The 20,312-nt window shown below is 64.0% G+C and carries 18 protein-coding genes; 3 read left to right on the forward strand and 15 right to left on the reverse strand.

What is annotated here, in order from left to right; translation table 11 throughout:
- Positions 1 to 135: 135 nt before the first annotated feature.
- The 4 genes from SB764_RS24410 to SB764_RS24425 are packed head-to-tail and all read right to left on the reverse strand — an operon-like array spanning position 136 to position 3,481.
- Complete coding sequence (locus SB764_RS24410; protein ID WP_065065936.1) at positions 136 to 915, reverse strand: NTP transferase domain-containing protein; 780 nt, start codon at positions 913 to 915, stop codon at positions 136 to 138.
- Positions 916 to 936: 21 nt separating this feature from the next.
- Positions 937 to 1,947 carry a flippase-like domain-containing protein gene (locus tag SB764_RS24415; RefSeq protein ID WP_065065937.1) on the reverse strand — a complete coding sequence of 337 codons (1,011 nt, stop codon included), beginning with the start codon at positions 1,945 to 1,947 and terminating at the stop codon, positions 937 to 939.
- On the reverse strand, positions 1,944 to 2,786 hold the full coding sequence (locus tag SB764_RS24420) for a 2OG-Fe(II) oxygenase (protein WP_074985920.1): 843 nt from the start codon (positions 2,784 to 2,786) through the stop codon (positions 1,944 to 1,946). The genes SB764_RS24415 and SB764_RS24420 overlap by 4 nt, the downstream gene beginning before the upstream one ends.
- Positions 2,783 to 3,481 (reverse strand): CDP-alcohol phosphatidyltransferase family protein, encoded by a 699-nt coding sequence (locus SB764_RS24425; RefSeq protein WP_065065938.1) that lies wholly within the window; start codon positions 3,479 to 3,481, stop codon positions 2,783 to 2,785. Before SB764_RS24425 ends, SB764_RS24420 begins: the two co-directional genes overlap by 4 nt.
- 199 nt (positions 3,482 to 3,680) lie before the next feature.
- On the opposite strand from SB764_RS24425, the gene SB764_RS24430 reads away from it, so the two are divergent.
- From SB764_RS24430 to SB764_RS24440, 3 genes are all read left to right on the forward strand, one after another.
- On the forward strand, positions 3,681 to 4,949 hold the full coding sequence (locus SB764_RS24430; RefSeq protein ID WP_410865194.1) for a tyrosine-type recombinase/integrase: 1,269 nt from the start codon (positions 3,681 to 3,683) through the stop codon (positions 4,947 to 4,949).
- Positions 4,946 to 5,332 carry a hypothetical protein gene (locus tag SB764_RS24435; RefSeq protein WP_410865196.1) on the forward strand — a complete coding sequence of 129 codons (387 nt, stop codon included), beginning with the start codon at positions 4,946 to 4,948 and terminating at the stop codon, positions 5,330 to 5,332. Before SB764_RS24430 ends, SB764_RS24435 begins: the two co-directional genes overlap by 4 nt.
- Positions 5,333 to 5,449: 117 nt before the next feature.
- Positions 5,450 to 5,608 (forward strand): hypothetical protein, encoded by a 159-nt coding sequence (locus SB764_RS24440; protein WP_410865198.1) that lies wholly within the window; start codon positions 5,450 to 5,452, stop codon positions 5,606 to 5,608.
- A gap of 8 nt (positions 5,609 to 5,616) precedes the next feature.
- Here SB764_RS24440 and SB764_RS24445 read toward each other — a convergent pair whose 3' ends face one another.
- Genes SB764_RS24445 through SB764_RS24495 form a run of 11 tightly spaced genes read right to left on the reverse strand, consistent with a single transcriptional unit; the run spans position 5,617 to position 20,311 of the window.
- Entirely contained in the window at positions 5,617 to 7,263 is a 1,647-nt protein-coding gene (locus SB764_RS24445; protein ID WP_410865200.1) for a hypothetical protein, read from the reverse strand.
- Between the two features lie 38 nt (positions 7,264 to 7,301).
- Positions 7,302 to 8,291 (reverse strand): hypothetical protein, encoded by a 990-nt coding sequence (locus tag SB764_RS24450; RefSeq protein WP_410865202.1) that lies wholly within the window; start codon positions 8,289 to 8,291, stop codon positions 7,302 to 7,304.
- 58 nt (positions 8,292 to 8,349) lie between these two features.
- The gene (locus tag SB764_RS24455; RefSeq protein ID WP_410865204.1) at positions 8,350 to 8,919 is read right to left on the reverse strand and encodes a hypothetical protein; all 570 of its coding nucleotides are present in this window, start codon (positions 8,917 to 8,919) and stop codon (positions 8,350 to 8,352) included.
- A gap of 20 nt (positions 8,920 to 8,939) precedes the next feature.
- Positions 8,940 to 9,269 carry a hypothetical protein gene (locus SB764_RS24460; protein WP_410865206.1) on the reverse strand — a complete coding sequence of 110 codons (330 nt, stop codon included), beginning with the start codon at positions 9,267 to 9,269 and terminating at the stop codon, positions 8,940 to 8,942.
- Complete coding sequence (locus SB764_RS24465) at positions 9,266 to 9,772, reverse strand: glycoside hydrolase family 104 protein (protein WP_410865208.1); 507 nt, start codon at positions 9,770 to 9,772, stop codon at positions 9,266 to 9,268. Before SB764_RS24465 ends, SB764_RS24460 begins: the two co-directional genes overlap by 4 nt.
- The gene (locus tag SB764_RS24470) at positions 9,769 to 10,056 is read right to left on the reverse strand and encodes a hypothetical protein (RefSeq protein ID WP_410865210.1); all 288 of its coding nucleotides are present in this window, start codon (positions 10,054 to 10,056) and stop codon (positions 9,769 to 9,771) included. Before SB764_RS24470 ends, SB764_RS24465 begins: the two co-directional genes overlap by 4 nt.
- Positions 10,057 to 10,069: 13 nt before the next feature.
- Positions 10,070 to 10,447 carry a hypothetical protein gene (locus tag SB764_RS24475; RefSeq protein WP_410865212.1) on the reverse strand — a complete coding sequence of 126 codons (378 nt, stop codon included), beginning with the start codon at positions 10,445 to 10,447 and terminating at the stop codon, positions 10,070 to 10,072.
- A gap of 42 nt (positions 10,448 to 10,489) precedes the next feature.
- Positions 10,490 to 12,946: a hypothetical protein gene (locus tag SB764_RS24480; protein WP_410865214.1), complete on the reverse strand. Its 2,457-nt coding sequence runs from the start codon at positions 12,944 to 12,946 to the stop codon at positions 10,490 to 10,492.
- A 56-nt stretch (positions 12,947 to 13,002) separates the two neighbouring features.
- The gene (locus tag SB764_RS24485; RefSeq protein WP_410865216.1) at positions 13,003 to 15,591 is read right to left on the reverse strand and encodes a hypothetical protein; all 2,589 of its coding nucleotides are present in this window, start codon (positions 15,589 to 15,591) and stop codon (positions 13,003 to 13,005) included.
- A gap of 3 nt (positions 15,592 to 15,594) precedes the next feature.
- The gene (locus tag SB764_RS24490) at positions 15,595 to 18,162 is read right to left on the reverse strand and encodes a transglycosylase SLT domain-containing protein (protein ID WP_410865218.1); all 2,568 of its coding nucleotides are present in this window, start codon (positions 18,160 to 18,162) and stop codon (positions 15,595 to 15,597) included.
- Between the two features lie 7 nt (positions 18,163 to 18,169).
- Positions 18,170 to 20,311: a hypothetical protein gene (locus tag SB764_RS24495; RefSeq protein ID WP_410865220.1), complete on the reverse strand. Its 2,142-nt coding sequence runs from the start codon at positions 20,309 to 20,311 to the stop codon at positions 18,170 to 18,172.
- Between the last annotated feature and the right edge of the window lies 1 nt (position 20,312).

A 20,312-nucleotide genomic window follows, 5' to 3' on the forward strand; every position in this document is an offset into this window, starting at 1 on the left:
GGTCGGCAACAGATGAAGCCGCACGAAAAACACAAAAGGCCGTGAAGCGAACTTCACGGCCTTTTTTATGGCGTTTTTACGGCCATCTAGACGCCGAGACGCAGCGAGCCGCATGCACGCGGCCCGCGCGCGCGATCACTCCGCCGTCTGCTTCATGCGGCTCACGATCGGCGCGAGTTGCGGCAGCACTTCTTCCGCTGCGCGCGTCACGTCGTTCGGGAAATCGATCTCGATCCACGGCGCGCCGGTCACGTCCGCCGTGTCGAATTCGGCTCCGCGCTCGAGCAGCAGATCACGCAGCGCTTCTTCGTGCGGCAGGTTCGCGCGGCCCGTATCGACGTAGCCTTCGACGATCTGCGCAAAGCGGCGCGCGGTCGGCTCGTTCAGGCGGAAGAAGCCCACCGATTCGCCGATCGTGTCGTATTGCAGGCCCACGGCGAGCTGTTTGCGCAGTTCGACCGGCACGCCGTCGCGCAGGCACAGCTTCACGGGCTCGTCGCCGGCTTCGAAGTCACGGTCGATCAGCAGACGGTTGGTGGGCGCCTCGCCCGCGACGAGCGGCGCGAACACGCGTTCGTCGTAGAGCACGTCGGCGTCCATGAGCAGCACGTCGCCGCCGCGCGTGATGGCTTCGGCCGTGCGATGCACGGTGAGCACGCTGCCCAGATCGAAGCGCGGGTTCATCACCACTTCGACCTTGTGCGGCCAGTTGATGCGCTTGAGTTCCGCTTCGACCAGTTCAGGCTGGAAGCCGAGCGCGAGCACGACTTCGGTGACACCCGCCGCTTCGAGCATCTGCAGATGGCGTTCGAGCAGCGACACGCCCTCGAACTGCAGCAGACATTTCGGAAACTGTTCTCCAGCGCGTTGCTGAAGGCGCAGGCCGAGGCCTGCCGCAAGAATGATGGCGCGCATGCGTTCCTTGGGAGAAAAAAATCAATCGGCGATTTCGACAGCGGGCACGCGCAGGGCGCGCCGGCGTTGCCAGCTTCGTTCGCTGAAATGCAGATACAGCAGGCCCGGAAGACCGAGCAGGATTTCGCGCGCGCGCTTGGCGAGCGAGAGCGCGAGAGCCGCTTCCGGCGGCAGGCCGACGAGCGGCGCGAGCAGCAGATAGCCGCCCTCCTGCACACCGAGCGAGCCCGGGATGGCGAAGGCCGCGCCACGAATGGCCTGGCCGATGCTTTCGAGCAGCAGCGCGTCGACCCAGCTCACCGGATGGCCGAGGAAATGCAGCGCGAGCCACACTTCCGCGGTGCCGACGAGCCAGCCCGCGAGGCTCAGCGCGAAGCTGGCCGCGGCGCGGCCGCGTTCGGCGTAGAGCGCCTTCACGGCGGCGTCGATCGCGTCGGCGCGCGTGGCCAGCGACGACCAGTCGCGCTTGCCAAACAGCTTCGAGGCGATGCGCAGCAAACGGCCGAACAGACCGCGCCGCTGCGCGACATAAAACAGGGCGATGAGACCGCCGAGCACGAAGGTGGCGATCAGCGCGGCGATCCCGAGATCGCGCGGCGCGCCGTTCGTGGCGTAAGCGGAAAAGAGCACGATGCCGAACACCGCGAAGACGATCTGCGCGACCGCTTGCAGCGTGGTGCTGACGGTGATGGCCGCCGCCGCGTCGCGCATCTGCATGCCGCGCTGCGCGAGCTGGCGCGTCATCGCAACCGGACCGCCGATCTGGCCGGCCGGCAGCAGGCTGTTCACGGCCTCGCCGCTCCAGCGTGCGAGCAGCGCGTGACGCTGGTCGACGCGCTCGTCCTTCTTGAACAGCACGGCGATGGCGCCCGCGTCGAGCGCGAGCGGCACCACGTGAAACGCTGCGACGAGTGCGAGGCCCCAGCCGGCAGCCGCGAGCGCGCCCGTGACCGAGCCAAGGCCCTGCCATGCGAGCAGCGCGATAAAGAGCGCCGTGCCGATCGACAGCAGCAGGATGGCAGCCCGGCTCACACCGATCCCCCGGTCTTGCGCGCGCCGCCGGTCGCCGATTGCAGCGCCTTGCGGAACACCTGACGGAAACCGAAGTACGCGATCGCGTCCTTCATGTTCGAGATGAAACGGCGCCACGGGCGCATGTTCGGGTTCGTCACGTATTCAAGCGTGAGCGAAACACGCACCTCGCCTTCGCGGCTGGGCGTGACGCGATGCCGCAGCTTGTCGCCGTCGAACAGAATGAGCGCACCCGGCGGATACTGCACCGCGCCGGGCTCGTCGGGCTTGTTTTCGTCGCGCGTGTGCAGCTCGTAGTCGAGAATGCACGACGAGTCGTCGATCACGCCCAGCAGCACCGTATAGCGGCGGCCGTCGTAATAAGACGTGTCGTAATGCCAGCCGATGTGATCGCCCGCGCGCGTGTAGTAATACAGCGCGTACGCGTGCGGATCGTCCTGCGGCGACAGCTGGAGCTTGTCGCCCGTGATCTTCTCGAGCCACGCGATGAGCTTGGGCGAGCGATACAGCTCGGCGATCCACGGCTGCAGGCGGTCGATGGTGTGGCGGCTCACACTCCCACCCGCCTTGTGGCCGGGGATGAAATTGCGGTTGACCTCGGGCATCAGCGCATTGGCGGCGTCGATGAGCCGCTGCGTGGCGTCCGCGGGCAGGAAGTCGGAGAGATAAAGGAACGAGCCTTGATCGACGTACTCGTTACGCAACTGATTCGTATTCAGATCGCCCAATGCGCGGCCGACCGCGGCGTCCGCGTCGCCTGCCTGCACCGGCGCGCCCGACGCCACGCTACTGTCGCGCACACCCGGCGCGACCACCTGCTCTTCTGCTTGCACACTCATCTGCTGATCCAAACCTGACGGGTTTCCTTGCCTGGCCGCGTGCGACGCGTTACGCGCACATAGTCGAGCACCACGTAAATGGCGAACAACGGCGCCCCGATGGACGCGGCCACGACGAACGGCGCCACGATACCGGTGAGCGTGACGAGCGGCAACAGATAGAGTACGTCTTCCGTTTCGAACCCGCCGACGAACGCCTGTTGGGTGCCGGCCTTGCCGGCCATTTCCTCGATACGCATGCGCAGGAAAAAGATCACTGCGACCGCGATACCGGCGACGCCGCCAAGGATGGCCGGCGGCACATGCCAGTTCGCACCGGATGCCGCCTGCACGCCGAGGCCGTAACCCATGCCGAAGAACAGCAGAATGGTCGTGAGCGCGTCGGCAGCGAGATCGTAGAAATGGCCGATCCGGCTGGTTTTACCACTGATGCGCGCGAGTTCACCGTCAGTGTGATCAACAAAATTCGACAAAACGATCAGAAATGCGCCAATATTGACGTGCAGGAAGTCACCGCGCGCCAGATAAAAGGCGCCGGCGACGCCGATCAGCAGGCGCAGCGTGGTCAGGTGATTCGGAGTAACGCGGGTGGGGACGAGCGGCGTGACGAGCCAGCGCGCGACGCGCGCGTCCCAGGTACGCGGCAACGGCACCGCGCGGGGTGCCGTTTTTGCAGGTTGGTCTTTTCCAGTCATAACCGGGAAGTATAGTCGAACGTGTTTCAGAGTGCTTCGGCGCGTCACAATTCTGAGCGCAAGCCATTGATTCACAAGCGATTGACTGCTGCGTCGTGTAACACCGTGTAGCACCGCATCATCGGGTTTGATGGTAGCTAGACTGGTAGCTACGAAGGCCTCAATAATCCGCCTCACAGCAACCCGAATACATCACCACATGGCACGCCTCCATCATGCTCTCGATGACCTCCAGCTGCGCCGATGGATGGCACAGGGCGAACCGATCGCGCGCAGTGACGGCGACGGCCTGACCTTCACGCTCTCGGAATTCGGCATCGCCACGTGGGTGCTGCGCTATAGCCGCGGCTCCCGGCGCCCCGAACTGACGCTCGGAAATTACCCCGACCTCTCGCTTTCCGAAGCCCGCAAGAAGGCGCGCGCATTTCGCGTGAAGATCGACGGCGGCGAGGACCCGGCAGCGGACAAGCGCGTCGCAAAGGCCCGCCAGCGTGAGTCCATGACCGTCAACAAGCTCTGCGACGATTACGTCGCGAAGCGATTTCCGGATCTCGCCGCGAACAGCGTCAAAATGTATACGTGGCTCCTCGACGCGACAGTACGCCCCAAGCTCGGGGCGCTGGAAGTTCCGGCCGTCAAGCCGTCGGACATCGTCTACATGATCGAGACGTGCGGGCATCCGTGGTCGGTCTGCAGAACGCTGCTCGGTCTGCTGCGGCGCATCTTCAAGCACGCCGCCGGACGCCGGATGATCGACGCGAACCCGGCCACGGGCGTCGAACTGTCCGCCGTGCTCGGCGCCGCGCCCGAGCGCCGCAAGCGCGTCATGCTGAGCGAAGACGAGCTGCGCGCCCTGCTGCCCGGGATCGATGACCTGTTGGGCCGCCGCAACGGTCTGATGTTCAGGGTGCTGCTCGCCACGTGCGTGCGGAGCGCCGAACTGATCAAGGCCGAAAAGGCGCTGGTCGATCTGGAGCGCGGCGCGTGGCGCGTGCGCGGCTCGACCGTCAAGACGCGCGCCGGTTTCCTCGTCCCGCTCGCGCCGCTCGTCGTCGGCTGGATGGAAGAACTGATCGCAATGGCCGGCGATTCGACCTGGTTGTGCCCGGCGCGCTGGAGCGGGAAAGACGGTCACGTGAACGGCCATATCCTGCGCGACGCTATCACCGAGGCGTTTGAGAAAAAGGGATTGAAGGTCAGACGCTTCACGCCGCACGACACCCGCAGCACGGCCAAGGGTCATTTGCGCAACCTCGGCTTCTCACGTGATATCAGCGAAATCGCTCTCAATCACAAGCTGCCAGGCGTCGAGGGGATCTACGATGTCCGCGAGGAAATCCCGGAGCGGCGCCGGGCGATGGAAGCGTGGGCGCAGTTCATCGCCGAGTGCTCTGGCGACACCGGCCCGCGCGAGGATCGCGGCACGCCGTCCAACGTTGTGCAGCTGCGGCCGCGGCGCGCCGCTTGACCTCACCGGCCGCCAGCCCGAACATACTGTTTTTTTATACAGTACCCGGGGTGGATATGCCTTCTCATGCGCGCTATTTCATCCTCGACGCGCAACACGAACCCGTCGAGGTTTCGCTCGACGAATGGTGCCGCTGGCGCGGCGCGAATGATCCGCTGGAAAAGACCGTCATCGATGCGCACGCGCAGGTGACGACGAAATGGGGCGGTCTTATTGATGACGTGACGATGCCCGGGCCGCCTACGTTTTTTCACATCGTCGAAGGCCCGGGAGTTCAACAGAACATCGTTCACACGAACGGATATGAAGCCGCCATGGCGCGGCACGATCGTATTGCGCAGTGGCTATATAAGCGCGCCGAACGATTTAATTCGTCACGCTGATATTTTCAAAATACAACCTATAGGCTGTATCCGGCATTTACAGGCCGTCGGCTGTAGGCAACACGGCGCGCGAGCGATTTTCCTATGCGATAAACTGGCGCCCTACCGGAGAGAACCATGAACGGAATCGTCACCTATTTCAACGAAGTGAACTGGCAGGGAATGTGGGATTACTTCGCCGGGCCGACGGTGCTCGTCTTCGGCGCCGTTGCCGTTTTGTGGGCGGTGGTATGGGCAGGCGACGCTGCTTTGAAAAAGCTTCGCCACCGCCACTAAGCCGTCGATCACTGCAGCATCGCGCGCACCGCAGGACCGTTCGTCAACTCGCAGAACTTATGCAGCTCGTATGCATATGCCTTGACGGGATGAACGCCTGCCGGTGCCAACCCAGCCCAACCGGAATGCAGGTTTGCATGCATTGCGTTACGCACATCGTAGCGAATCGAGCCTGACACCCCATAGCCGACCGTATTCCCGGCGGCGTCCACCATCAGAATCAGCACCGGCTCGTCCCGTTCCCGTTTCGTCACCACCCACCCGGTCGCAGAAACGTTCGACGCATTCGTCTTGATCTCATCGAGGTAGCCGGTGCAGACATCGTTGTCGACCTGGTCAGGCGAGAAACGCACCAGCCCGACATCGTGCAGCCAGCCGGATGCAAACGGGCCGAACTCGGTATTCACCGCCCATTTCACGTCCGCGCGCAACGCCGGGCGCGCGGCGATCGGGTAAATCAGGCCAGAGTATTCAGGATCGTCAACACCGATTTTCAATGAAAGCGTGTCGAGATCCCGGTCGAACTGCATCTGCGTATCGGCCTTGGTGTTGAACTGGAACGGCAGCAGCCACAGCGCGATTGCGATATACACCGTCTGCAGGACACGACGCGTCGGAGCATGCTGCGCGATATCGAGAAGCAGCAAAGCGACGCACGTCCACGCTATGAATGCAGGCGTATCGTAACGGCTGACGATTGCCTGCCCCACTCCGAGCTTATAACGCCCAGCTGCGGCGCCGCACGCCGAGCCAAGAATCATGATATAGCCGCCGATCAGGAAAGCACGATAGCGCGTGATGCCCTCTTTCACATAGAGGCGCCACGTGATCACGGTGACCAAAACGATTGAGCAAAGTCCAACGACCATTCCCGCGACAATGGGCAACCCGCGCGCTGCGAGCGCATTGCCCATGAACAGCATCACAAATTCGGGAATTCGCTTCAGGGCCTCGCCGGGCGCCACTTCAGGGAACACGACCTCAGGCTTGTGGAAGCCGTAGAAGTAGATCGCTGCAACGACCGCCCCAACCGCGATTGGCAGAACGATTTGACGTAAGCCCTGACGCAGCAGGAACGATTGGATCGCGAGCACGAGGAAAACGAAGACGCCGTTGCCCATCGACAGCGTCGCGGCGATGCCGCAGGCGATCGACAGCAACCAGGAGAATTCCGGCGGATGAAAAGCGAAGGCTAGCAGCGCAAAAAGGTAGATCGCGAAAAATTGGCTCTGGAAACCCCAGGCAAAGTTTTCCTGCTGGATCCACGAAAAGAGGAACACCAGTGCGATGCCTGCAACCGCTAGAGGGTGCACAGGCGAGCGGTGACGCTTAGCCTGCCAGACAAACAGCACCACGGTCGCGAATTGCAGGAGTGCGCCGAACGTCAACAAGAACACATTGCGCCCACCGAATACCTTCGCGTCGATCCACTGCAGCGCGCGCACCAAGACAATACGGTGCTCCATATGCTGATCCCACCACGCGCGGTAGTGACCATCAGCCAGCTTGTGCATGAATCCGACGTAGCCTCCCCACTGGTCCGAGAACGGCAGCGGCGAGTACAGATGGTGGATTCCCCGGATTGTCGTAAAAATGAAATATGCCCCGATACAACCGAGGCATATCGCAAGTGCCTTGTCAAATGTTTTATGCATTGCACCCTCTAAAGAAGGCGCAAAGATATCACACCGTATTACCGACGCCGACGTGCCCAGAGGTTGCACTGAAAATTCATCGTGCCGCTCGAATAGGTCGCCTGCACGATCAGGTAAATGGTCGTCGTCGCAGACACATTGACGCGCTGCGTCGGGACGGTGCCAGCCTCATTCGCCGTGATGGCAGTCGGATAGCTGACCTGCCACAGCAAGTATGCGGAGCTGGGAAGCGTCACCGAGGTCGCACTGATCCCGGCATAGAGACCGGTCCACGTCCCGGACCCAGCCGCCGCCGCGAAGAATGCGCCTCCGCCCACGTCCCAGTCACCTGCCGTCAATGAAATGCTCGTGCAGTTCTGGGCGCTCCCCGACGCTGTGATGGCCGTGTTGGTGCCGACTGCCGACGAGATGTACTCGCCGACGCTCCCCGCATTGGCGCTGTCTGCCGCCGTCGTTCCCTTAATCCCGCTCGTGGTGCTGGGCGTGATCAATCCGGTCGCCGTGAGCGCGGCAGTCGTCACGGTGCCGGTGAACGTCGGCGATGCGGTCGACGCCGGACTCGCCAGATTTGAGCTGTCCCACGGCGTTGCACCGTTGAACGTCGGGCGCACGGTGAAGGCCTGCGCCAGCGTCCATGTGTTCGCCGTGCTCAGCAGCGGCACCGTCGCGCCGCTCGTGCCGGTGTTGGCCGTGGCCGCCGTGCCGAGCCCGAGATTCGTGCGCGCGGTCGCGGCAGTGCTCGCGGCCGTGCCGCCGTTTGCGATCGGCACCGTCGACGAGCCAAGCAGATTCGCGAGCGCCGCCGCCTGGGTCGTCGCCCCCGTGCCTCCGTTCGTGATAGCCAGGGTTCCGGTAATGCCGCTCAGCGGCACCGCACCCCACACCGGCTGCCCCGTCGACCCTGTCGACAGGATCGCCTGCCCGGCCGTCGACCCCGTCGGATTGATCATCGACGGCGGCAGCGTGGTCGCGCCGAACGCCACCGCGGTCAAGCATGCGGCCAGCGCCGCGACGAGAATTCGTTTCATGGATCCCTCGATGAATGGAAACGCCGGGCGAACGCGCCCGGCAAGACGCGCAGCGCGATCAGGCGGTGGCTGCCGCCGTGCTGCTCGAAGCGATCGAGGCGACCGCGTTGTAAGCGGCCTTCGCCTGCGCGATGATGTTCGTGATCACGGCCTTGATGGTGTCGTTCCAGTCGACAGCGATCTTCGCGGCGACAGCTTCGAGCGCTGCCAGCACGCCCGCCAGCTTGCCGGCGCCGTTGTCCGCCTGCCCTACTGCGGCGTATGCGTTTTCGAACGTGGTCATCAGGGTCGGTACGTAAGCGACGAGCGTCTTCACAGCCGTCACGATGTTGCCGACTGCGGTAACAGCTGCGCCGACGGCGGCGACTGCGGTTTCGATGACCGTTTCAGCCTTGGTGATTGCTGCTGCGATTTCGGTGAGGGTGAGCATTGGATTTGCCTTTTCAGTTGATAAGGCCTCGGGCCCTGAGACCGTCGAGGCAATTTCGGGTTGACCGGCGTAGGGTGTGTTCGTCCTCGACGACGCCGACGGCGTGGACGGCCCAGAGCTGCTGGGATCTGGAATAGGCGCGCAGCGTGTCCACGGTTTCGACAGCTGGCGCGCCAGGGTAGTCAGGAAGCTGCGCATCAGGTTTGTCCTCCCCGCAGTCAACGGTCGCCACCAGCGTGTGAACGGGAGCGAGCGATGGCGCGATTGATTTCGTCGGCGCCGTCGGACAGGCTGCCAGCGTCACGCACAGCGGAAGCATCAGCATCGGTTTGCGCAGCATTGGCGGAAAGCTCCTTCTCGGTTTGCGCGCGCACGTCGCGCGCTTCGGCGGCCGACAGCGCGCCAGCCTTGTTCGCGACCTCAACGGCCTGCGTGTTTTCGTCCGGCTTCTTTGCGTCGTCGCCGAACTTGACGCCGAACCAGCCGAGGACGGTTTTGATCGCGGTCCACGCCGCGTTGAAGTAGCCGAAATAGGTGAGCCACGTCATGCGCTTGCTCCAGTCGTGCCGCCAGCTGCTCGATACCAGGCGACGAGTGTTTCGAGCGAGTGTTCGCCCTGCCCGTAGCCCGCGCCCTCGATGCTGGCCCACAGAGGTGCGATGCGCTTGAGCGCGCCGACCACGTCGCCGGCGTCGATCATGGGCAGCGCGCCAAACTCACTGATCTGTTGAATCGCGATCGCGTCCTGCGACGCCGCGCTGAAATCAGCGAGGCGCAGCAGCTGCGAGTACGATTTCCAGTAGCGCAGCAGCAGTTGATACGCGCCCGCCGCCGTCGAATAAAGCGCTGGCTTAGCCGCGGTCTTGGGCCTGATCAGCTTCGCCGCGCGCCCGCGCGCGAACGGATGGGTGCTGAAGTCCGTGAACACTTCCGGATTACCGTCCGCTCCCGTGACGATCACGTCGTATCCGCCGCATTGCGTGGCCGACGACGTCGCCGTGCCCTCGCTCTGGCGAATCATCGCGAGGAACGCCGCTCGGTTCGCGTTCATTGCGCCGGGGCCTTGCGCTTCGTTACGCGCAGCAGCATCGCCACGATGTTCGACACCGCGATCCAGTCCGCCTGCGTCGCCGACGGGAAGAAGTGCTGAAGGATCGGCAGCAGGTCGGGCCAGTTCGTCTGCACCCACATCAGCAGATCCGGCAGATGCTGCAACAGGTCCGGGAGATGGCCGATCACCATCACGAGCGCGGCCACAAAGATCTGCCAGCGCACCGATGACCATTTCAAAAAGCCGCGCCACTCCGCGACCAATTCCAGTTTCAGTTTGTCCACTCACGATGCCCCTTTACTTGCCGACTACCGACAGGTGTAGCTTCGAAGCCACGAAGAACCACACGATCCCGCCGAGCGCGACGATGAATGCCCAGAGACCCTTGCTCGCCAGTTCTTCGAGCAATTTTTCGTAGAGGCGCGCACGCGCCTCTGCCTTGCGAATGAGCGCCTCGTGCGCACGACGGTGGCCATCCGGATCGCCGTCCGGGAATCCCTTCGCCAGATCGTCGATCCGATCGATAGCCACTTTCAGCTCCCTCTGCATCACCTCAAGGTTGCTGGTGTTCTCGACGTGCCGCTCTCCGATTTCGTCGCGAAGACTGTCAACCGCGGCAACCACCGCGCGCCAGCCTTCACCCTCGGTATGCGGCGCTTCTTCGGAATACCGCATCCGCTCACCCATCCTTCCCCCGCAGAGTTGTCTTCTGGTTCTTTAGGCATACCAACCGTTTGTGTCGGTCGTCCCGGCGACGGACCCCGGGAATCCCGAACTGCCGCCAGTGTTGATGCCGCCGCCCTTCGTCGCGTAGTACTTCGAGCCACCCACACCCGAGCCGCTGTAGGTGATGCCAGAGACTTCGATCTGGGCGCCCTGCTGAGCCTGTGCAAACGCGCTGAACGAGAACGTGCCGGTGCACGTGACCGCGCTGGCGCCGTTGTTCTTGATCGTGCCGTTGAGCTGCGCGAGCATGTGATACGAAGCCTGACCAGTCACGGAGTAGTTGCTGTTGATGTTCACCGTGCCGTGGTTGTAGGAGTAGATGTGGCGCCCACCAGCGAACGCGTCGAAATCCAAACTCGAATCGATATCGACACGGCCACCATTCTGAGCAACGACACCGCCGCGCAGCATCATCGCGCTCACTGACAGGTACGTGCCGGCGCCATCGGCAGTAAAGCTGCCGTTCACCACGACGTTGGTTGGAGTCGTGGTGTCGCCGATGATCGCGATCTTCCCGTTGACGGACTTGCTCAGAGTGGCGCCCGCGGCGTAACTACCGTCACGCAATGCAACGTAGACAGTGCCGCCGTTGAGGTCGAGTTCAGAGAACGTGTCCACTGCCTTCTGAATCGTTGCGAACGGCGCAGTGTCGTGCCCATTGCCTGTCGTATCGCTACCGTCAGTGGAAACGTACAGAACCGGCACGCCGCCCGATTGAACGCTAATGAATGCGCGATTCGAGACCCCGATCCACTGGAAATTCACGGCTGCGGCGAACGCCGGGTTATTCGTCTTGCAACCCAATATTTCGACGTTGTCCTGCGTGTCGAAGTTGGGGAACATATTCGCGCTGCCCGGCGACGTGATCCCCATAGGGAAATAAAACGTGTTGCCAGACGAAAGCTTTTTCGTGTTGTAGACGGCGTACGTCGACTGATCGCACTCGAGGATCTCGTACAGGTTGTTGATGTTGCCACCCGTACCACTCGACGAAAAATCCTGCTTGACCGCGGCCCAGCAATCATCCGCGTAAAACACGCGGCAACGATTGCCCTGGAACGAACTCGTGGCCGTGCCGGTCATCTGCACGCCGAACGCGCCGCCATCGGTGTTCGCGCTGTTGCGCGCGTGCCAGATGTGCCGCGCGGTCAGCCAGTTCTCCATGCAATAGTTTTCTGCGGAGTCGCACGTCTGGAAGTAACCCCACACGCAATTGCGCATCGTGTCGCAATCGATGCGCAGGAACGCCGAGTTGTAGAGGTGCGCGCAATGCTGAAAGCCCTGCATGCTCGGCAGCACGTACTTCTCGGACCGCTGCTGAATGTCGCCCGCGCCCTGGTAAAAGCCGGAGAACGTGAAGCCATTCACGCCCGACGTGTAGCCCGGACCCACGAGCCACGCGGCCGTTGCCTCGATCTGTTTGCACGTGTCCGGGACCGTGAAGCCGCTGGCGCTATAGAACGCAAACCCGGCCGGGAAGCGAACATACGTGTTCTCGTTCAGACACTTCTGGATTGCGGACGTGTCATCGGTGCCGGAAAGATAGTTTCCGGAAGCATCGCGCACGCAGTCGCCTTTCGCGCCATACTTCGGATCCATCACGCTGACCATGCCGAAGATGCGCTCGTACAGCGCCGTGCCGTTCGCGATCGAAGCATCGGTCACGCTGCCCGTCGCGGGCGTATTCAGAGAAAGCGTCGTCCCGCCCACGCAATAGATCTTCTGCGTGTTGGCCGGAATCGGCGTTTCGTTGCCGCTGTCGTCGAGGAACACGACGTAACCGTCGGCCGTCACGTCATAGGTGTCAGGAGCTTGACCGAGCCCGTCGATCACCAGCGTGCCGATGTTGGCTTTTGAAAGGTAGGCCCGCGACAGTTGAACGCGCGAGGTCGTGCCTGCGGTGAAGTCGGTGCCTGCCTTCCAGTATTCGTTTTTCAGGTCGCCCGCGCCGACACTAGCCGGCATCGGCAAGAGCGTCTGCGCGCCGTTGTCCGCGAAACCGAGCACCTTGTTAGCGCGATCGTTCGCGATCGGCAGCGTGCCGTCGGTGCCGTATTCCTGCAGCGGATACCGAATCGAATTTTCGATCGCGGCGGCCTGTTGCTGCGCGATCATCGTCAGCTTGTCGAGCGCCGTCTCAGTCGTCGCCGCCGGAAACGCGCTGTTCTGCTGATAGGCGGATTCCTGCGTAACAGGAACGACGCGATAGATATGCAGCTTGTTGCCTGAGGCCTTCGTGTTCGCGAGCGTCAGCGAGCCGCCATCTTCGTCGCCCGCTCCGCTGAGTGAGAACTGCGTGCCGTTGACCAACGACTCGATGCTTTCTGCTGAGTCAATGAAGTCAGCGTAGATGTGGTCGTTTTCGAGGAAATAGAAAGGGATGGCGAACGTGAGCGTGACGCCATCCATGTCGTACGTCACATCCTGAACGGAGGATTCAACGGTCATTAGGGCACCTGTCTATGGATGCCCTAATAATTTCGTTTTAGCGCCGCACTATCCTGCTAGCCTCCGCCAGCGCTTGCAAGATTTGGCGCGCGCTGTGGCGTCGCCGCGCCCGGCGTCCACCAGTAATCGTTTCCGTACTGTTGGTTAGAACGACGAATGTTTCGCTGCGTCACGCCCGGCGAAAGACTCTCTGCGATGTTGTCCCAGATGAGTCGGTTCCACACAGTCTTCCAGTACCAGAGGTTGACCAGCGGCAGATTGCTCTGCACCGTTTTCATGAGATCCGCGCCGAAGTGCGTGTCCTTGCCGCTGTAGTAATCGCCGATGTTCCGCTTGATCGCGAGCAACGGCTGAATGGCGGTCGAAACCACCGGGCCGCCCACGAGGTTCGCGGCAAACTCGCCATACTGGTCGCTGGAAAACAGATTGCTCACGAGGTCGCCGATAAAGCCCGCGCCGCCGCCGACGGAAAACGCGCGTCCCCAGAACGACGCAGCTTTCCCGGCGTCGCCCCACATCGGCTCGGGATCCTTGCCCGCCAGCAAGTCCTTAATCTGCGTCGCGACAGCGCCCATGATCGTAGTGCTCACGACGAGTGCTGCACCATATGCGAGCGGGTTCGCGAGCGCCGGCGCGCCGTCGACGCGATAGTCGCCGCTGCGCCGCATTTCCGCAAGCCGCCCCCAATGGCGCGTGACCATCGCAATCGGGAAGGTCTTGAACTGCATGAAGGTGCGCTGCAACTCACCGTGCCACGTGCCGGTCGAACCGGCGTTGATAACCTTCGCTGTCAGGTCCGGATTCAGCACGGCGAACTCACCTTCTTCGCGAATCATGCCGAGGATTTTGGGCACCACATTGGCCGCGGCGGGATGGCCAGATGCATAGATCGAATCCGGCGTGAGATACCTGTTGCCGCCAAATTCCGACAGTTGCGCACCGTTGACGACCGCCCAATCTGATTCGGAGATCCCGGCGCGCGAGAGCGCGCGACGATCCCACTCGGTCAGATCCGCCCACTGCTTGGGCGCCATGTCAGCGAGGCCGCGCATCATGTTGGCCTGAAAGCCGGTGCGCATCGCGTCCGTCCACGCGCTGACGCCGCCGAATTTCATCGTTGATGCGGCGAGGTTGCGCGCCCAATCCTGCCCGAGATTGTCCATGCCCCAGCGCGTCATGCCGTGCTCAAGCTCTTCGGCAATGATGCCCTGCGACGACAGCCAGTCGCGCAGATCGTGCGAGCCGGGGCCGAGCAGTTTGGCGGCTGTGCCGAGCGTCCGGAAGAAAGGCACCTTGTTGTAGTGCGCCGTGACGAACATCGACCCGACGTCGCCGAGCGCGGCGAGCACGGTTCCCTGCAGCTTGAACGCAGTGACCGCAGTGCGCAGCGTCGCGAACTGGCGCGCGAGAGTCGGGTCGACAGGCGAGTTCGTCACGCCGTTCACATAGTCCCAATACGCGCCGATCGACATCGGCCCCTTTTCCAGCTTGCGGATCGGCGTGCCGTCGTGCTCGGTCGTGCGCTCGATCTGGCCGAGGATCGTGCGCGTCGCATTCGGGCCGTAGCGCTCGGTGAGCACCACGTTTTTCGACATCACATTCACGTGCCCGTACAGCGCGTCGAGCATCGTGCCGTCGCCGTACGCCGCGTTGTACGCCATGTGCGAGTCGGCGTCGAGAAAGTGCAGCACGCGATGCTGAGAATTCGCGTTCGCGCGCGCGCCGACGACGTTGCGCGACGCGTTGAGATCGCTCGGCACGGTGCCCGCAATCTCGTCCCAGATGCCTGGCTGCCGCCCTTCGACGCCCTTGCCAGCCGGCGCGGCCGCGCGCGCCTGTTGCCACGGTCCGCGTTCCTCGCCAGTAAGCATGCGCATCACCTCGGCGTCGCTCATCTGGTCGCCGTGATCATTCAGGAACTGCGAGCGGTCGAGCAGCGGAAAAACGAACTGCGCCCATCGCGCGCGTTGCGCGTCCGAGCCGTCGCCCAGCACCTTGATCTGGCTGTGCTTGATCGGCGCGTAGCCGTAGCCGACACGCCCGACATTGCCGCCCGCCGAGTTAAAGCGCACGCGCAGCGCCTCATTCGTTTTCGTGATTTCCTCGGCCGCGCCCTTCGCGACTTCATTACCCGTCGAGCCCGGATCGTAGATCTCGCGCACAATGTCGCGCTCCATCGCGGGATTGTCGACGTCGAACGCGCGCGCGAGCCAGCTCTGCCCGTGCTTCATGCCCTCGATCGCACCCATCGTGCGGCGCATGTAATCGGCTTTCGTCGCGTTCACGAGCACGTACGTCTGCTCGATGTCCTTTTTTACCGCGCGCTCGCGCGCGCCCTTCTCGAATGCCTTGCTCGGATCAGCGAATACCGCGCGGTCGATGCGGTCATCGGTTTCGACCTGCTTGGAGAGTTGCAGGATCTTGCGCTGACGCGCGAGGTCGGCCTCGTGCTGCAGTTGCTGCTGTGCCCACTCGGCGCCCGCGTTGATGCGCTCGCCGAGCGTCATCGCTCCCCAGGCATCGACATCGCGATTGCGCACCACGCGCATGCCCGCGCGCACGCGGTTTTCGATGCCGTCCAGTTCGGCCTTTGTCAGCTTCCGGTTTGCAGCCTGCGAAACAGCCTGCGCGCATTTGTCGTGCATGAATCAACCCCCAAGCGAAAGGAAGCACTGAGCGGCCACGCGGAACAGCTTCGCGCCAGAAACCGTTTTGGCGTGCTCGCGGTCGATGAGATCGAGCGCGTCCTGCAAAGAGCCGTCGAACGCCGCCGTGCGCGGGTTCGCGGAAGAAAAGTCGCTGCCCGCCTGCGGCGCGTCAAGCGTCACTCGCCGGTCCGGGTTCTCGGCGGCGGACTGGCGCAGGTTCGACTCGACTAGAGCGCCGGCGGCCGTGGGCGCGCTCGGCGGTGCGCCAAGTTCGACGCGCGGCCCCTCGCCTTCGCCCGGCGGCTTGAGCAGATCCATCGCCGTCCAGCGCTTCCCGGCCGAATCGAGCATTCCGTTTTCGAAGCCCACGATTCGATGCTGCACGCCGTCGCTGTGCAGCGTCACGTCGCGCCCCTCAAGCAGCGCCGCGCGCACGCGCTGCTCGATCGCCGTCGTTGCCTTTCGGACATTCACCGCGCCATTCTCAGCGAGCGACTCGCGCGTGATCTGCTCAGGCAGATTTTCACGCGGCGGATTTTCTGGCGCAGCAGACGGCGTCGTGGCGTCGAGCGCCATCGATTCCTCATCTGGAATAGCGGGCGCCCGCTCACGTTCCGACGCGGCCAGACGCTGCACGAAATCCGCCAGAGGGCGTCGAGCCGTCATCGGCGTGTCGATCTGCGCGCGCGCGGCGCGCAGCTGGCCGAGCTGCTGGTCGAGGGCCGCCATCGAATCCCCGGCGCGCTGCGCCTCCGCATTGCGCTGGACGATCTGCTCAAGGCGCTGAATGCGCTCCGTGTGCTCCTGACCCTGCGCCGCGATCTGCTGCTCCGCGCGCTTCGCCGCGGCCTTGAACTTCACGCCGGTCGACTGGATCTGGCGCGTGAGCGTCTTGATCGCCGCGTCAGACGTGTCCGGAGGAGACGCCTGAAGGTTCGCGAGTTCGGTGCGCGCCTGCGCGATGCCACCCGGCTCGGCCAGTTGCGACGCCTGCTGCGCCAGATCCGCGCGTGACGCCTCCGCATCGCTGATCATCGAATCGAGCGCGGTGGCGCGCGCGGCGTCGTCGGTGCTGACGAACGACGACACGTCCGGAAAGCGGCCAGCGGACATCTGCTGCGCGGCGGCCTCAAACGCAGCCTGGTGCGCGCTTGACGATTCGAGGTCGCCGGGCGCGCCGAAAACGTACGCATCGTCGACGAAGCGCTGGCCGCGCGCCGTGAGCGCCGCGTCGACCTGATCGGAATTCGGAGCGAAGGTGCCGGTGTCGAGCGCGTGATTCGCCGCGAAATTGTCGTAACGCTGGAGATAGGCGATCGTCTCAGGCGCGGTCGGCGCGCCGCCAGCCTGCACGGCGCGCGCCTGCTCGATGCCGCCGTTGTATTCAGTCACGGCCGCACGCTGGTCGCCACCGTAGCGCGCCATCAGATCCTTTGCGTAGCGGCCTGCCGCGTCGATCGAGTTAACGGGGTCGGTGGGATCGCCGTGACCGTACTGCGCCCACGTCGGATCAGTGAATTGCATCACGCCCTTCGCGCCGGCCGGGCTCACCTGATTGCTGTTCGAACGCTCGCCGCCGTTCTTGATGAACAGCAGCAGCGCGGGCGGCACGCCTTCGCGCTGCGCGACTTGCGTGGCGTAGTCGTCGAGTGCAGGCGCGTTATACGGCAGCGCCTTGCGCGCGGCGACGCTCATGTCCGTCAGTTGCGTGCTCGGGCCGCCCGGCATGCCCGGTGTGGCGGCGCCCGTCGCGTCGGCGCGCGCCGCGCGCGCGGCGCCGATTGCATGCGCGCCGCCGAAGACGCCGGCCATGATCGTCGATGCGGCGAGGTTCACCGGGTCGAGCGGGTCGATCTGGTCCGCCAGCCCGTCGTAATTCGCGTTGCGCAGAATCGAACGCTCGGCGGTGCCCTGCAACACCGCGAGACCGGGGCCGCCAATACCGACGAGGCCGGCAGTCGTGAGCAGCGACGGGCCGCCCACGGGCAACACCGCGCCAGCGCCGCCGATCGCGCCTTCGACGGCACCCACCGCAGTGCGCGTGCCGACATCGACACCCTGCCGTTTCAGATCCTCGGCGCGCTGCTGGCCCATCGAAAGGCCGCCGATTGCCGCGCCCGCCAGCGGGCCGCCAAGCACCGCCGCCGGAACGATCTGCGTGAGGCCGCTCACGGCACCCTGCACGATCTGGTCAATCGTCGTGGTCTTCGTCGGGTCGGCTTTCAGCGTGTCCGCCAGGTCGTACGCGGCCGTGCCAAGGCTCGATTCGAAGAGGTGCCCCGCGCGCGCCTTCGCGAGCGCGTCATTCACACGCGCGTCGGCCTGTTGCGCGAGGTCGGGATTGCCCGCCAGCATCTCGGGATCGACGTAGAGCTGCGAAAGCCCGGCCGCAGTATCTGCTGCCGCCCCGAACAGAGACGCTGCGCCCTGCCCGACGCCGCGGCCGACCGCGCGCGCGATCGACGTAATGCCGGTCGACGGAGCAGTCGTGGGAATCGGCACGTTGACCTGATTCGAGCCAGTGAGAAACGCCGACGTGGAGTCGGCGTAAAGATCATCGATCGGCATGGCCGCCTCAGAATGGATTGGGGGTAACTGCCACGTCCTGCGCGGTGTTCGCGGCTGGCGTCACTGTCTGCGGCGCGCCATGCTGCGCGAGCGTGAGGTGCACGTTTATGGGGGCGCCGCTCGCATCTGTCACGAACTTCGAGCCGCTCGACACTGCATACGTGCCGCGCACGCCAACACGCACGAGCTGGTAGCTCGGGAACTTCGCCATGAAGTCGCTGACCGGAATCGCGGTGCCGTTCGCGTACACCGTGTCGACGGGCTTGCCGCCTATCGTGTTCTCGATGTTGCCAGCGCTGGCCGTCTTCACAGCGCTCTGGAAATCGTCCTCGCGCCAGCCGTACGGCATGGCCACGGTGTTCGAGTCGCCGTTCGGCCGCAGGCCGCCGGTCTTCGAAATGCCGCCAGTCGCGGCGTTGATGCCGTTCTGCACGTCAGCCGCGTTCGGTACGCCGCCCGAGCGGCCCGCGCGCGCCGCGCTTCCCGCCGCGATATACCAGGCCATTTCCTTCGCGTCCTCGGCCTGCTGCGGCGGCAGCGCGCCGTCGATGGCGTTTGCAATCTGCGCCTTCATGCCGGTGCCTGCACCTTCGTCGATCTTCACGGTCTTGTCTTTCAGGGCCTGCTCGCCCGCGAGGATGAAGGCGCTGACCGGCGCGCCGCTGACGGTCATGAGCGGATTGCCGTTGCCGCCGCCCGCGCCGGCCTTCAGCGCGAGCGCGACGGCCGGATCCTTCTCGTGCCACTGCGTCGCGAGATCGTTGATGCGCGCGGCCTGTCCGAACACGCCGCCGAGCTGATTGAGCACCTGCGCTTTCTGGTCGATCGGCAGCGCCTGCACCTGCTGGAAAACCTGCGACGACTCGTCTGGCGTCAGCAGCGACACGCGGCGGCCCGCCGCGTTTTCAACGGCGCCCACCGCGGCCACGCGCGCGGACAGCGAATTCATCATTGACCCGACCGACGAGGTATCCACCTGTGGGATCTGCTGAATCACGCCGCGATCGAGCGCCGCATTCCACGGGTCGGTTTTGTACGCCTCGACGCTGGCCGTGTACATCTTCTGGCGCGCCGCGACGGCTGCTGCCGTTGCCGGATCGGTGCCGACGCCCGGCGTCGCGGCGGCCGCCTGATCCGACTGGATCGACGCGTGCTGCTGCGGCAGCGGCATGCTGGAAAACCCCATGTTTCGTGCAGCCTGTTGAATCAGTTCTTGCGTCTGCGCTGCGACTGACGTCCCTTGCGTGGCAGCTAGCAGGGACGTCTGGTACTGCAGGCTCATCTGCTTGCCTTGATTCACAAAGACGAGTCCCTTGTTGAACTCGTCGACTGCATTGTTTTCGCGCTGGGTCGCTGCCGCGTCGGCCGCGTTCTGCTGCTGTGCGGCGAGGCCCTGCGCGTGGTTCTGCAGCAGATTGAGCTTCTCCCCGTCGATGCTACGCATCCACTCGAACCCGGCCGGCATCGGTTTGTCCGCTGGCGTCTGGAACGCGTTGATGAAGCCGTTCGGGTTGTCCTGCGCCACGCGCGCGCCGGCGGCGAACGCGGCCTGCTGGGTGAACTTGCTCACCAGCGCGGCCTTCGTGTTGCCGTCGATACCGTCGAGCCCGTTGATCGTGCCGATCAGCGGCGCGAGCGATGCGGTGTATTGCGACGGATCCTGCGCGATCGTGCGCGTCACGTTGTCCGCCGTATCGCCGAGATTTTGCGCGATGTACTTCGTGCGCATGCCGTTCTCGGCGTCCTGCATCGACGCGCCATACGTCAGCTGCTGGTGATCGAAATACAGATTGAGCGCCTTCACCGCGTACGGATTCGACACGTCGGCGAGCGTGTCCGTGCGAAGCTTGTCGAACGTTTGCTGAAATCCCTGCGTCAGACCATAGCCGCCCGTCGGCGCGTTCGCGATCGCATCGTTCTTGGCCTGATTCAGCTGGAGCCCGACCTGCGACGTCACGCGCGCAGTTTCGGTGGCCGCCGCATCCTTCTGGATGAGCTGCTGCGCCTGCGCGTAATCGGTGACGGCCTGCGCGGCCTGGCCGATCGACTGGCCGAGCGTCGAACGGGGAACGTCAAGCGGCACGCTCGGAATCGGCGTGCCGTCCTGAATCGACGTCTGCTGCTGATAACTCGGAATGCGGACCGGCATC

This window comes from Paraburkholderia sp. SIMBA_027 (assembly GCF_046535315.1).
Taxonomy (GTDB): Bacteria; Pseudomonadota; Gammaproteobacteria; order Burkholderiales; family Burkholderiaceae; genus Paraburkholderia; species Paraburkholderia tropica.